This window comes from Variovorax paradoxus EPS (assembly GCF_000184745.1).
In the GTDB taxonomy this organism is placed as follows: Bacteria; Pseudomonadota; Gammaproteobacteria; order Burkholderiales; family Burkholderiaceae_C; genus Variovorax; species Variovorax paradoxus_C.
The window spans coordinates 3,695,458-3,708,738 of record NC_014931.1; the positions used below are offsets into that span (position 1 = coordinate 3,695,458).

The window sequence follows — 13,281 nt, forward strand, 5'->3', positions numbered from 1 at the left end:
CTGGTTAGTAATCTAGGGTAAACGTTAAATACTGTCAATGACCCGCGGGTCAGTTGACTGCGGAATCTAGGTCCGCTGGCCCATCTCCACCAGCCGGTTGTCAGGCAATTCGAAGTAGTCCGACGCCCTCCCCGCATTGCGCTGCAGCCAGCCGAACAGCACCCGGCGCACCGGATTCATGCCCGGCAGGTTCTCCTCGCCCACCGAGGCGCGCGAGACGAAATACGAGGTCTTCATCGAATCGATCGCCAGCGTCTTCTGGTAGGCCAGGATGCGGATGAATTCGGGCACATCGGGCCGCTCCATGAAGCCGTGGCGCGCGGTGACCACCCAGATGCCCTCCATCAACTGCTCCGCCTCGATGCGGATGCGGGCGTCGACGCGTGGCGTGTCGCAGGGCAGCACGCGCAGCACGATCACCTGGTCGTGCAGCACCTGGTTGTGCTTGAGGTTGTGCAGCAGCGCATGCGGAACCGCCGTGGCATCGGGGTTCAGAAACACCGCGGTGCCGCTCACCCGGTGCGGCATGTGCTGCGCCAGCGATTCGATGAAGGGCCGCAGCGGCAGGCTCTCGGCAGCCGCGGCCTCCAGCCCCAGCCGCCGGCCCTTGGCCCAGGTGGTGAAGAGCACCATCACCACGGCCGCTACTGCCAGCGTGAGCCAGCCCCCGTCGGCCACCTTGAGGCTGTTGGCGATCACGAAAGTCAGGTCGACCACCGCGAAGGCCGCCACGGCCACCACCACCGCCACCCTGTTCCACTTCCACAGGCCCCAGGCGACGATGCCTGCGAGCAGCGTGGTCGTCACCATCGTGATCGACACCGCGATGCCGTACGCCGCCGACAACGCGCCCGAGCTGCGGAAGCCCAGCACCAGCAGCAGCACGCCCACCATCAGCAGCCAGTTCACGGCCGGCACGTAGATCTGCCCGATGGCCGAACCCGAGGTCTGCACCACCCGCATCCGTGGCAGGTAGCCCATGCGCATCGCGTGCGCGGTGAGCGAGAAGGCGCCCGAGATCACCGCCTGCGAGGCGATCACCGTGGCCATGGCCGCCAGCACCACCATCGGCAGCACGCCCCACGAGGGAAAGAGGCGGAAGAACGGGTTGTCGATGGCCGCCGGATTCGCCAGCACCAGCGCCCCCTGCCCGAAATAGTTGAGCACCAGCCCCGGCAGCGCGATGAAGAGCCATGCGAGCCGGATCGGCTTGGCGCCGAAATGCCCCATGTCCGCATAGAGCGCCTCGCCGCCGGTGAACGCCAGGAACACCGCGCCCAGCACCGCGAGCGACTGCGCCCTGTGCTCGATCAGGAAGCCGAAAGCCCTCCGCGGATCGAGCGCCGCCAGCACCTGCGGCTGCTGCACCACCTGCCAGAGCCCGGCAGCAGCCAGCACGAGGAACCACAGCAGCATCACCGGCCCGAAGATCTTGCCGACCACGCCCGTGCCCTTTTTCTGCACCATGAAGAGCGCGATCAGGATGACGACCGTGATCGGGATCACCGCGCGCTGCAGCACCGGCGCCTGCACCTCCAGCCCCTCGACGGCCGAGAGCACCGAGATCGCCGGCGTGATGAGGCTGTCGCCGTAGAACATGGCCGCGCCCACCAGGCCCAGCAGCCCGATCGCGTTCCACACCCAGGGTTTGGTCTTCGGCCCGGCGACCGCGCTGCGCGCCAGCGCCTGCAGCGCGAGGATGCCGCCCTCCCCGTCGTGGTCGGCGCGCAGCACGAACACCACGTACTTCAGCGTCACCACGAACATCAGGCCCCAGAAGATCAGCGACAGCAGCCCCAGCACCGAATCGGGCGAGAACGGCACGCCGTGCTCGGGGTTCATCGTTTCCTTGAAGGCGTAGAGCGGCGAGGTGCCGATGTCGCCGAACACGACGCCGAGCGCCGCGATCATCAATCCGGGCCCTGCCGGATGCCCCGCTCCGCTTTGCGCTGGAATCTGGGCCGTGGAGGCCGGAGCCGATGCGTTCATGGGGCGATCTGTTCGAAGTGGCAACGCACCGAGCATAGGGCCGGGGCATCGTGTCGCGGACAATCGTGGCGTGTCCGCCACTCCCCACCTTGCCGCCCCGCCGGCGCATTACGAAAACTTCCCGGTCGCCTCGTGGCTCTGCCCGCCGCATCTGCGCCCGCCGATTGCCGCGATCTACCACTTCGCGCGCACTGCCGACGACATTGCCGACGAAGGCGACGCCTCGCCCGACCAGCGCCTGGCCGAATTGCGCGCCTACCGGGACGAACTCGCCGCCGCCGCGCAGGGCGAGGCGCTCGCCGGCTCCCGCTGGCCGCACGTCTTCGGCCCGCTGGCCCACAGCATCGCGCAGTACAGCCTGCCCGAAGCGCTGCTGGCCGACCTGCTGAGTGCCTTCATGCAGGACATCGAGAAGACCCGCGATTACGGCACCTATGCCGACCGCGCCGAGCTGCTCGACTACTGCCGTCGCTCGGCCAACCCGGTCGGCCGGCTGCTGCTGCATCTCTATGGCGTGCACGACGCCGAGGCGCTGGCGCAGAGCGACGCCATCTGCAGCGCGCTGCAGCTCATCAACTTCTGGCAGGACCCGAGCGTGGACCTGCCGCGCGGACGCTTCTATTTCCCGCTGACCGACTGTTCCCGCCGCGGCCTCACGCGCGAGCACTTCAAGGTGTTCGAGCCGCTGTCGGCCGCGCCGCCGCCGCAGGAGGCCATCAACCTGGTTTCGGTCGTGTCGTTCTGGGCGCGCGAGCTCATGGAGGAAGGCGCTCCGCTGGTGCACCGCCTGCCGGGCCGCGCCGGATGGGAACTGCGCCTCGTCGTGCAGGGAGGCCTCCGCATCCTCGACAAGATCACCGACCTGGGCTTCGACACCTTCTCCCAGCGCCCCACCATCGGCAAGGCCGACGCGCCCGTCCTGCTCTGGAAAGCGCTGCGGATGCGGAGACAATGGCGCCCCATGAAAGCAGCGCCTCCCCGATGAATCCCGAGCAATACGTGCAAGACAAGGCGGCAGCCTCGGGCAGCAGTTTCTATTACGCCTTCCTGTTTCTGCCCAAGCCCCGGCGCGCCGCGATCACGGCGTTCTATGCCTTCTGTCGCGAGGTCGACGACGTGGTCGACGAGGTCAGCGACCCCGGCGTTGCCGCCACCAAGCTCGCCTGGTGGCGCACCGAGGTCGCCCAGGCCTTCGCGGGCACGCCGCGCCATCCGGTGATGCTGGCGCTGATGCCGCACGCCGCGGCCTACGGCATCGAGGCGCGCCAACTGCTCGAGGTGATCGACGGCTGCCAGATGGACCTGGACCAGACCCGCTATCTCGACTTCCCCGGCCTCGCGCGCTACTGCCACCTCGTGGCCGGCGTGGTGGGCGAAGTCGCGGCGCGCATCTTCGGCCAGACCGATCCGCAGACCACGGCCTATGCCCACAAGCTCGGGCTGGCGCTGCAGCTCACGAACATCCTGCGCGATGTGGGCGAAGACGCCCTGCGTGGCCGCATCTACCTGCCGGTCAACGAACTGCAGCAGTTCGACGTGAAGGCGCACGAGATCCTCAATCGCGTGCACTCGGACCGCTTCGTGGCGCTCATGAAGTTCCAGGCCGAGCGCGCGCATGCCGCCTACGACGAGGCGCTCGCCCTGCTGCCGGTGGCCGACCGTCGCACGCAGAAGCCGGGCCTGATGATGGCCAGCATCTACCGCACGCTGCTGCGCGAGATCGAGCGCGACGACTTCCAGGTGCTGAACCAGCGCGTGAGCCTGACGCCCGTTCGCAAGTTCTGGCTCGCGTGGAAGGTTCAGGCGCTGGGGCGGATCTAGCCGTCGCACCCATGGATCCGTGCCAAGCTCCGTATCGAGATCTGTTCGATGCGCTCTACAAAAGCGCCCCGGCGGAAGATGTCTTTGAGACGCTGCTTCGTCCGTGGCTCGACGCGCACGCGGAAGAACGCGACTGGCTGAATGCGTTCGCGCAGAGATCCTCGCCGGCGCCCATCGTCACCGAGGACTCGTGGCGCCTCTACGCACTGTCGCGCGTCAATCAGGTCTTGCTGCTGGCCTTTCAACGCAATGAGGGCGAAGGCTGGGAAGGCCCGAATCTGAGCCTGCCGGATTACCTGGCATTCATGACCGGCCTGTGTTGCCGCGTGGCCGACGAGACGGACTACTCGCCGTTCTTTCACGAGATTGTCGAAGCCGCTGAAGAGAAGAGACCTCTCTTTTCGCGGCGCAAGGCCCTTGAACTGGCAAGGGTCGATTGGCCCGCGTTGATGCTCGGGACGATGATGTTCTCGCGAGCAGGCGTTGCGGTCAGCTGCGCCCCTGGCGCCCTGCATACTGAGATCGCAACGTCCTCGACTCTCTATTGGCAACGCTGGCGCAAGCACCGTCGCACCTCGGATCTTTCGGATGGCTGGGGCTCCAATTCGCAATGGAGAACGCCCTTTCGTCGCGACTATGTCGTCGGCGAAGAGTTGCTCTTCAACGCGGATGGCAAGCACGACCTGGCTGCGCCCGGATTGCCAGCCTCCGAGTACGACGACCTGACTGTTGCCGAGCGCATCGAGCTGCTCACGCACAGGTGTTTCGTCCGTTGCGAGAAGCCCGACGACGACTTTCATCCCTACGGCGACCGCATCCAACTTCCTCACGGTTTCCAGCAATGAAGAAGCTTGCCGTCATCGGCGCCGGCTGGGCCGGCCTTGCCTGTGCGGTCGAGGCCACGCGGCTCGGTCATTCGGTCACGCTGTTCGAGGCGGCGCCCATGCCGGGCGGACGGGCACGGCGCGTCGATCAAATGCACGGCATGGCGCTGGACAACGGCCAGCACATCCTGATCGGCGCCTACACGGCCACGCTCAAGCTGATGCGCGAAGTCGGCGTCGATGTCGAACAAGCACTGCATCGTCTGCCGCTCTCATTGCGATTCGCCGACGGCGGCGGGCTCAAGCTGCCGCGGCTGCCAGCGCCGCTCGATCTGCTGGCGGGCATCTTCACGGCGCGCGGCTGGACGTGGCGGGACAAGTCTTCGCTGCTGCGCACCGCCATCGGCTGGCGGCTTTCCGGATTCCGCTGCGCGAGCACCACCACGGTCGCCGACCTGTGCGCCGGCCTCTCGCCGCGGGTGATGCAGGAACTGATCGAACCGCTGTGCGTGTCCGCACTCAACACGCCGGTGGCCCAGTCGAGTGGTGAAGTGTTCCTGCGCGTGCTGCGCGATGCGCTCTTCAGCGGCAGCGGCGGCGCCGACCTGCTGCTGCCGCGCGCAGACCTCGGCGCGCTCCTGCCGGATGCAGCGATCGCATGGCTGACGGAGCACGGCGCGACAGTGCGCATCGGCACGCGCGTGCGGGCCATCGCACCTGAAGCCGGGCAATGGCGCGTCGATGACGAAATCTTCGATCAGGTCATCCTGGCTTGTGCCCCCTGGGACGCCGCGCGGCTCGTCCGCGCATCGGGCGTGCCGGCCGAGCGCTGGTGCGAAACCACCGAGGCGCTGCGCTTCGAAGCCATCGCCACGGTCTACGTGCGCGGCGCCTCGAAGTTGGCAGAGCCGATGCTGGCCCTGCGGAGCGATCCGGCCTCGGCGCCCGCACAGTTCGTGTTCGACCGCGGCGAGCTCGGCGGCCCGGAGGGCGTGCTCGCGCTCGTCATCAGCGCCAACGAAGCATCGCGTGAAACGCTCGAAGAACAGGTGATCGCGCAAGCCGCAGCGCAGTTGAATCAGACTTCGCTGGAGATCATCCAGACCGTCGTTGAAAAGCGCGCCACCTTCGCCTGTACACCCGCCCTCGCCCGGCCGCCGATGCGCGTCGCACCCGGCCTGCGGGCCTGCGGCGACTACACCGAAGGCCCCTACCCCGCGACGCTCGAAGGCGCGGTGCTCAGCGGATTGGCGGCAGCGCAGGCATCGACCACCTCATGACCGAACTGCGCTACCTCGACTTCGACTACAGCGAAGACACCGAAGGCCACGGCACCTTCGACGCCATGGCTTCGACTTCGCCGGAGAAATCACCCGAGGTGCATGCCGAGGTCGAGCAGGTGCTCGCCTGGGCCGAAGCCACGTTCCCGGATGCGCGCGGCGCACTGGACGAAGGCGCCCTCTGGGACTATGACCTGCAGGAAACGCGCGAAGACCCGCGCTTCACCACCGTCACCCTCTCGCTCAGCGGCACCGCGGACTTCTGCACCGCGCTGCGCGAGCAATTCGCGCTCGACTGACCGATCAGGCCGCCTTGTTCGGCAGGCGCAGCAGGCTCAAGCCCAACAGCACGAAGGCACCGCCGGACACGCGATTGAAGAGCTTCGAACGGCGCGGATCGGACAGCTGCTTCTTCAGCATCCGCGCGAGCAGCACATAGAACGCATGCGACAGCACCGAGCCCGCGGCGAAGGTGGCCGTGAGCACCGCGAACTGCCCGAGGATCGGCGCATCGTGCGTGAGGAACTGTGGGAACAGCGCCGAGAAGAACAGGATGCCCTTGGGATTGGTGAGCGCCACGGTCACGCCATTGCCGAACAGGCGCCACGCGGCGCGCGGTGCGGCGGGCGCGCCGGTTGCAGCCAAATCGGAGAACACGCTGGCCCGGTTACGCCACTGCTTCACGCCCAGGTAGATCAGGTACGCCGCGCCCGCCACCTTCAGCACCATGAACGCGGACGCCGAGGTCGTCAGCACCACGCCCAGCCCCGCCATCGCGGCGGCCGACACCATGAACAGGCCCACCGCATTGCCGAGCGAACTGATCATCGCGCGTCGCGGCCCCACGGAGATCGAGTTCGACACCGCGAGCAGCACGGCTGGACCGGGGGTGAAAGCGACAAGCAGCGTCACGCCGCAGAAGATGAGCCAGTTGGAGAGATGCACTTTCGGAGTTCCTGCGCGAAAGGTGGACAAGGGACGAGACGGGGAGCGGGAAACTATAGTCCGACGGCTCGCCGCCCGCCCCGGCCGCGCCAATTGCCCCTCACCTCTGGACAAAGAACATGGTCACCTGCTACCTGCGCTACATCGTCGATGCCTACAAGCTCAAGGAATTCGAGCACTACGGCAAGCTCTGGATTCCGCTGGTCGAGAAGTTCGGCGGCAAGCACCACGGCTACTTCCTGCCTTCGGAAGGCGCGAACAATGTCGCGCTGGCGATGTTCAGTTTTCCGAGCCTCGCGGCCTATGAGAAATACCGCGCCGACTCGATGCAGGACCCCGAGTGCCAGGCGGCCTTCAAGTACGCAGAGGACACGCGCTGCATCCTGAGCTACGAGCGCAGCTTCTTCCGGCCAGTCTTCGAATAAGTCTCAGGCGCCGAGCGCCACGCAAAGCGCGTGCAGGTTCGGCACGATCAGCTGCGGTCGCGCGCCATGCACCCAGGGGCGCTCATCGCGCACCAGCCATGCGGCCTGCATGCCGGCGTTGAGCGCGCCGACCACGTCGAGCTCGGCGTCGTCGCCCACATGCAGCACGTCCTTGGGCAAGAGGCCGACAGAGGCCGCGGCGGCGCGGAAGATCGGCGCGTGCGGCTTGCCGCTGCCGAAGGCACGCGCATTGAACGCGGTGCGGAACCAGCGGCCCACGCCGGTCTGGTGGATGTCGGCATTGCCGTTCGACACGGCAACCAATGGATAACGCTCGCTGAGCCACTTGAGCGCGGGCAGCGCATCGTCATAGAGCGTCACGCGCTGGCGCTCGGCGAAGAAGGCGTCGAAGGCGGGATCGGCCAGTGCCGGGTCTTCTCCGGAGCGCTTGAGCGCAGTGCGGATCGACTCGCGGCGCAGCGCGCTCAGGTCGTGCGCGAGGTCCGAACGCTCCTTCTCGGTGGCTTCGCGCAGTTCGCGCAGGATGCCGGGCGTGAGCAGCAGCGAGGCCGTCTTCGGTGCCTCGCGCAGGAGCCATTCCTGCAGCACGGCTTCGGCGCGTTCGATGGTCGGCCAGATGGGCCAGAGGGTGTCGTCGAGGTCGAGCGAGATCGCGGAGATGCGCTGGACATCGAGCGGCGCGGCGTTCGCCGGCGCTGTGGGGGCGGAGGTCATGCCTGAGAATATCGCATGCCTCAAGCCCCGACGAATGCCTCGACCAGCGCGACCACAAACACCAGTTCCTCCAATGACCGCACCGCCGTCCTCTGGTGCAACCTGGGCTCCCCCGACGCCCCCACCGCCGCCGCCGTTCGCCCCTACCTCGCCGACTTTCTGGGCGACCCGCGCGTGGTCGAAATTCCGAAGGTGCTCTGGACACTGATCCTGCACGGCATCATCCTGCGCGTGCGGCCGGCCAAGTCCGCTGCCAAGTACGCGAGCATCTGGATGCCCGAGGGCTCGCCGCTCAAGGTGTGGACGCAGAAGCAGGCGACGCTCCTGGCAGGCTGGCTCGGCGAACGCGGCCACCGCGTGACGGTGCGCGATGCGATGCGCTACGCCAACCCGTCGATCGCATCCCGCCTCGACGCGCTGCAGGCCGAGGGCGCCACCCGTGTGCTGGTGCTGCAGGCCTATCCGCAGTACTCGGCCACGACCACCGCGAGCGTGATCGATGCGGTGAACGACTGGAGCCGGAAGCAACGCCGCATTCCCGAATTCCGCTTCGTGAACCAGTACCACGACGACCCCGCCTACATCGACGCACTCGCCCAGGGCATCGAGCACCACTGGAAAACCGAGGGCCGCGGCGAAGTGCTGCTGATGAGCTTCCACGGCATTCCCGCGCGCAACATCGCGCTCGGCGATCCGTACCAGGCGCAGTGCCTGGAAACCGCGCGCCTGCTTGCGGCGCGGCTGGGCCTTTCCGATGCGCAGCATCGCGTCACCTTCCAGTCGCGCTTCGGCCGCGCCAAGTGGCTCGAGCCCTACACCGAGCCAACGCTGCGCGAACTCGGCGCGAGCGGCATCAAGCGGGTCGACGTGGTGTGCCCTGGCTTCCCGGCCGACTGCCTCGAGACGCTGGAAGAAATCGCCATGGAAGGCCGCGAAGCCTTCCTGCATGCGGGCGGCCAGGCCTTCAGCTACATCCCGTGCCTGAACGACAGCCCGGCATGGATCACCGCGCTCGCTGGCGTCGCCGAACGCAACCTCGCGGGCTGGCCTACCAGGTAACTCAGCTCGCTGCCTTCCGCGCCAACAGCGCCTGGATCGCCGCTTCCATCTCGGCGCATTCACCCTCGCCGAAATGCTGGCGCATCACCTGCCCCTTGGCGTCGACCAGGTAGAACGCCGGCCAGTACTGGTTGTTGTACGCCTTCCAGGTCGTGAAGCCGTTGTCCTGCGCCACGGGGTAGCGGATGTTGAACCGCTCGATCGCGTCCTGCACGTTGCGGGTCGACCGCTCGTAGGCGAACTCCGGCGAGTGCACGCCGACCACGACGAAGCCTTGGTCCTTGTAGGTTTCATACCAGCGCACCACGTGCGGCAAGGTGCGGATGCAGTTGATGCAGGTGTAGGTCCAGAAGTCGACCAGCACCACCTTGCCCGCGAGCCCCTGCATCGTGAGCGGCCCCGAGTTGAGCCATTTCTCGATGCCCGCGAACTCGGGTGCGCGGCCGTAGTCCTTGAGGCCCGGCGATGCGGCGAGCGCACCCTGCATCGGCCAACCGGCCATGGCAGCCGCGCCTGCAGCAAGACCTGAAAACGCCCTTCTCGACAGCAACTTGCCCATGATCGCAACCCCATTCGTGTCAGACCGACAGCGGTCTGGCGCGATTGTTGGGCGCGCGCCTTGTCAGCGCGCATGTGTCACGGCAATTTGAACTTTGTCGCGAGGCCGTGACGTCTTGCCGATCAGAACTTGCCGAGGTAATCCAGCTTGCCGATCGGCATGCCGCTGTGGCGCAGCACGTCGTAGGCGGTGGTCACATGGAAGAAGAAATTGGGCAGCGCGAACTGCAGCAGGTAGCGCTGCGCAGTAAAGGTGGCTTCGCCCTCGCGCGTCTTGATGGTCACGGGGCGCTCTTCCTGGCCGTCGATCAGCGCGCGGTCCACGGTCGCGAGGAAATCCTGCGTCTTGCGGATGCGGGCCACCAGGTCGTCCCAGGTTTTTTCCTCGTCGGGGAAGCTGGGCGCCGTGATGCCCGCGATGCGCGCAGTGCCGAGCTTGGCGGCATCGCTCGCGCGCTGGATCTGGCCGACCAGCGTGAGCATGTCGGGCGCGAGCCGCGCATCGACCAGCGTGGCGGTGTCGATGCCGTTGGCCTTGGCGTGCGCCAGGCTCTTGTCGAACAGGTGGGTCAGTTGTCCGAGACCGCGGGTGAAAACCGGGACGGACAGGTCGTACAGCGAGAGCGACATGGTGAGGCGAGCCTTGTTGTGGTTGAAGTCGGCGGCGATTGTGCTGCCGCCGCCCGTTCAACGACCGGCCGCCCGGATAAACCCCTCGATGGGCTCCAGTTGTTCGGGCACGTTCAGCGCGGGCGCGTGACCGCACCCCTGGATTTCGATGACCTGCAGCCGTCCCTCGGCGCCCGGCCCGCGGCGCCGCATCTCCTCGACCACCTCGGGCAGCACCAGGTCCGACTCGGCGCCGCGCAGGCACAGCACCGGCACCTCGATCGCGTCGTAGTGCGGCCAGATCAGGTAGTCGTTGTCGTGCGCGCTGAACTGCTTGACCATCGCCGGGTCGTAATGCGGCGTCACGCGGCCGTCGGCGAGGCGGCGGGTGGAACTTTCGGTGAGGCGCCGCCACTGCGCATCGCTGAGCCAGCCGTAGGGCTTGTAGACGGTGCGAAAGAACGCCTCCAGCTCGGCCACCGTGTCGAACGAAGGTGGCTGGCCCGCATAGGCACGGATGCGCTCGATGGCCGCTTGCGCAAGCTGTGGCGCGTTGTCGTTGAGCGTGAGGCTCGCAATGCGCGCCTTCATGCGCGGCTCGAAGAGGCCCGAGGCGCACACCATGCCGATCGCGCCGCCCATCGAGGTGCCGACCCAGTGCACGCGGCCGAGGCGCAGTTCGTCGCACAGCGCATTCGCGAGCCGCGCGTAGAAGGAGAGCTGGTATTCCTCATCAGGCAGCGGGCTCCATTGGCTCAAGCCGCGGCCGATGGTGTCGGGACAGATCACGCGGAAGCCGCGCGCCCCGAAGTGCTGCGCCAGCTCGTCCATGTCGCGGCTGGTGCGCGCGAGGCCGTGCCAGGCGATGACCACCGGCGCATCGGGCGCGCCCCATTCGAGCCAATGGATTTCGCGGCCGGCAAGCTCCGCGTAGTGCGATGTGGGGATGAGGGGCGCGCTCATCGCGCCGCCCTCGCCCGCAGCTTGCCGACGATGCCGGTCGGGAAGTAATACACCGACAGCACGAACAGCACACCGAGCCACAGCAGCCAGCGGTCGGGCGACAGCAGCGCTGCGAGCCAGGGCAGCCCGCTCGCCGCCTCGCTGCCCAGGCGCAGCAGATCCTGCAGATAGCTCTGTGCCACCACGAACAGCACCGCGCCGATGGCTGCGCCGTAGATGGTGCCCATGCCGCCGATCACCACGATCAACAGCACGTCGATCATGATTTCGAAGCTCAGCGAGGTGTCGGGCCCGTTGTAGCGCAGCCAGATCGCGAGCATCGCGCCGGCGAGCGTGGCGAACAGCGCCGAGAGCACAGCGGCGGTCGTGCGATACACCACCACGCGGTAGCCGATGGCCTCGGCGCGGAACTCGTTCTCGCGAATGGCCTGCAGCACGCGGCCGAAGGGCGAATTCACGATGCGCAGCAGCGCGAGCACCAGCACCACGGCAGCGACGAACAGCAGGTAGTAGCAGAGCAAGCGGCCATCGAGCGAGACGCCGAGGAACGGCTCTTCAGAAAACTCGAAGCTCGGCGAAATCAGCTCGGGCAGCTTGAAGGTCAGGCCGTCCTCGCCGCCGGTGAAATCCGACAGCTGCGAGGCCAGCGTCTGGAACGCCGAGGCCACGGCCAGCGTGATCATCGCGAAGAAGATCGCGCGCACTCTCAGCGAGAACAGCCCGATGGCGAACGAGAGCACCAGCGAAATCGCGAGCGATGCGCCCAGCCCCACGAGCACCGCGCCCCAATTGGGCCCGAGCCGCGAGGCCGAGATCGCGATGCCATACGCACCGATGCCGAAGAACATCGTGTGCGCGAAGCTCACGATGCCGGTGTAGCCCAGCAGCAGATCGAAGCTCGCGACCAGCACCACGAACACCAGGATCTTGGCCGCGACGCTGAGCGCCTTCACGCCCGGGAAGATGAACGGCGCGAACGCCAGCGCGAGGAACAGCGCCACCAGCAGCAGCGCCAGGAGACGGCTGCGGGGCATGTCGTTGGAAAGAAGTCGTTTGAGGAACATGGGTGTCTTCTTCCTCAACGGTTCGCCACGGGGTACACGCCCTGCGGCCGCCACAGCAGCACCGCCACCATCAGGAAGATGCTCGCGAACTGCGTGAGCGTGGGCAGCAGGAAGCCGATGTAGTTGGTCATGAGCCCCACGAGCAGCGCGCCGATGAGCGCCCCACCCGTCGAGCCCAGCCCGCCGATGATGATCACGATGAAGATCAGCACGTTGACCTGCGCGCCCATCTGCGGCACCAGGTTCTGCTGGAAGAGGCCCCACATCACGCCGCCCAGGCCCGCGAGCGCGCTGCCCACCACGAACACGCCGACGAAGAGCCGTCCGATGCGATAGCCGAGCGACTCGACCATCTCGCGGTCTTGCACGCCGGCGCGGATCAGGAGGCCGATCTTGGTGCGGCCGAGCGTCCATGCGAGAACGCCGAACACCACGATGCCCACGGCCACCGCGAGCAGCCGGTACTTGCTGATGGCCGCGTCGCCGATCAACAGCGAGCCGCGCAGCGCCTCGGGCAACGGCAGCGGCACCTGCGCCGGCCCCCAGATCACCTTGATGAGCTCCTCGCCGATGATCATCCCGCCCATCGTGATGAGGATCTGCTTCAAGTGCTGGCCGTAGACGGGCCGCACGATGAAGCGCTCGAAGGCGAAGCCGACCGCGCCCGCGACGGCCATCGCGACCAGCATCGCAGGGAACACCGCGACGAGGTTGCGCCAGAGTTCCTGCGAACCGGTCCAGTCGCCCATGAGGCCGAGCACGCTGCTTGCCACGAAGGCGCCGAGCGCGATGAACACGCCGTGGCCGAAGTTCAGCACGTCCATGAGGCCGAACACCAGCGTGAGGCCCGAGGCGATGATGAAGATGATCATGCCCATCGCCAGGCCCGCGACCGTGAGCGTGAGCCAGGTCGAGAACGAGCCGGTGAGCGGCAGCGCGACGAGCGCGAGGATGGGGGCCAGAAGCAGCGGCTTCCAGTCGAAGTCGAGTGCTTTCATTTCTGCGCTCC

At 67.1% G+C, this 13,281-nt stretch carries 15 protein-coding genes; 7 read left to right on the plus strand and 8 right to left on the minus strand.

What is annotated here, in order from left to right:
* Window positions 1-66: 66 nt before the first annotated feature.
* Entirely contained in the window at window positions 67-1,989 is a 1,923-nt protein-coding gene (locus VARPA_RS17115; RefSeq protein ID WP_013541838.1) for a potassium transporter Kup, read from the minus strand.
* A gap of 70 nt (window positions 1,990-2,059) precedes the next feature.
* Between VARPA_RS17115 and hpnC the strand changes: the two genes are divergently transcribed.
* Genes hpnC through VARPA_RS17140 form a run of 5 tightly spaced genes read left to right on the plus strand, consistent with a single transcriptional unit; the run spans window position 2,060 to window position 6,213 of the window.
* Entirely contained in the window at window positions 2,060-2,974 is a 915-nt protein-coding gene (gene hpnC, locus VARPA_RS17120; protein ID WP_013541839.1) for a squalene synthase HpnC, read from the plus strand.
* A complete protein-coding gene (gene hpnD / locus VARPA_RS17125; protein ID WP_013541840.1) occupies window positions 2,971-3,810 on the plus strand; it encodes a presqualene diphosphate synthase HpnD in 840 nt (279 codons plus the stop codon). Before hpnC ends, hpnD begins: the two co-directional genes overlap by 4 nt.
* A gap of 11 nt (window positions 3,811-3,821) precedes the next feature.
* Window positions 3,822-4,655 (plus strand): hypothetical protein, encoded by an 834-nt coding sequence (locus VARPA_RS17130; RefSeq protein WP_013541841.1) that lies wholly within the window; start codon window positions 3,822-3,824, stop codon window positions 4,653-4,655.
* The gene (gene hpnE / locus VARPA_RS17135) at window positions 4,652-5,914 is read left to right on the plus strand and encodes a hydroxysqualene dehydroxylase HpnE (RefSeq protein WP_013541842.1); all 1,263 of its coding nucleotides are present in this window, start codon (window positions 4,652-4,654) and stop codon (window positions 5,912-5,914) included. The genes VARPA_RS17130 and hpnE overlap by 4 nt, the downstream gene beginning before the upstream one ends.
* On the plus strand, window positions 5,911-6,213 hold the full coding sequence (locus VARPA_RS17140) for a hypothetical protein (RefSeq protein WP_013541843.1): 303 nt from the start codon (window positions 5,911-5,913) through the stop codon (window positions 6,211-6,213). The genes hpnE and VARPA_RS17140 overlap by 4 nt, the downstream gene beginning before the upstream one ends.
* Window positions 6,214-6,217: 4 nt before the next feature.
* On the opposite strand, the gene VARPA_RS17145 is transcribed toward VARPA_RS17140, so the two are convergent.
* Window positions 6,218-6,859: a LysE family translocator gene (locus VARPA_RS17145; protein WP_013541844.1), complete on the minus strand. Its 642-nt coding sequence runs from the start codon at window positions 6,857-6,859 to the stop codon at window positions 6,218-6,220.
* Window positions 6,860-6,978: 119 nt separating this feature from the next.
* Here VARPA_RS17145 and VARPA_RS17150 point away from each other — a divergent pair, with 119 nt between their 5' ends.
* A complete protein-coding gene (locus VARPA_RS17150; RefSeq protein ID WP_013541845.1) occupies window positions 6,979-7,284 on the plus strand; it encodes an NIPSNAP family protein in 306 nt (101 codons plus the stop codon).
* 3 nt (window positions 7,285-7,287) lie between these two features.
* Here the strand turns inward: VARPA_RS17150 and VARPA_RS17155 are convergent, their stop codons facing one another.
* Window positions 7,288-8,019, minus strand: coding sequence for an HAD family hydrolase (locus VARPA_RS17155; protein ID WP_013541846.1), 732 nt, complete (start codon window positions 8,017-8,019; stop codon window positions 7,288-7,290).
* 15 nt (window positions 8,020-8,034) lie between these two features.
* Here VARPA_RS17155 and hemH point away from each other — a divergent pair, with 15 nt between their 5' ends.
* A complete protein-coding gene (hemH, locus tag VARPA_RS17160; protein WP_013541847.1) occupies window positions 8,035-9,078 on the plus strand; it encodes a ferrochelatase in 1,044 nt (347 codons plus the stop codon).
* A 1-nt stretch (window position 9,079) separates the two neighbouring features.
* Here hemH and VARPA_RS17165 read toward each other — a convergent pair whose 3' ends face one another.
* From VARPA_RS17165 to VARPA_RS17185, 5 genes are all read right to left on the minus strand, one after another.
* Window positions 9,080-9,580, minus strand: a complete 501-nt coding sequence (locus VARPA_RS17165) for a thioredoxin family protein (protein ID WP_013541848.1) — start codon at window positions 9,578-9,580, stop codon at window positions 9,080-9,082.
* A gap of 179 nt (window positions 9,581-9,759) precedes the next feature.
* Window positions 9,760-10,266 carry a DUF1993 domain-containing protein gene (locus VARPA_RS17170; RefSeq protein WP_013541849.1) on the minus strand — a complete coding sequence of 169 codons (507 nt, stop codon included), beginning with the start codon at window positions 10,264-10,266 and terminating at the stop codon, window positions 9,760-9,762.
* A 57-nt stretch (window positions 10,267-10,323) separates the two neighbouring features.
* Window positions 10,324-11,208 carry an alpha/beta fold hydrolase gene (locus VARPA_RS17175; RefSeq protein WP_013541850.1) on the minus strand — a complete coding sequence of 295 codons (885 nt, stop codon included), beginning with the start codon at window positions 11,206-11,208 and terminating at the stop codon, window positions 10,324-10,326.
* Window positions 11,205-12,272 (minus strand): branched-chain amino acid ABC transporter permease, encoded by a 1,068-nt coding sequence (locus VARPA_RS17180; protein ID WP_013541851.1) that lies wholly within the window; start codon window positions 12,270-12,272, stop codon window positions 11,205-11,207. Before VARPA_RS17180 ends, VARPA_RS17175 begins: the two co-directional genes overlap by 4 nt.
* A 14-nt stretch (window positions 12,273-12,286) precedes the next feature.
* A complete protein-coding gene (locus VARPA_RS17185) occupies window positions 12,287-13,270 on the minus strand; it encodes a branched-chain amino acid ABC transporter permease (RefSeq protein ID WP_013541852.1) in 984 nt (327 codons plus the stop codon).
* Window positions 13,271-13,281: the final 11 nt, after the last annotated feature.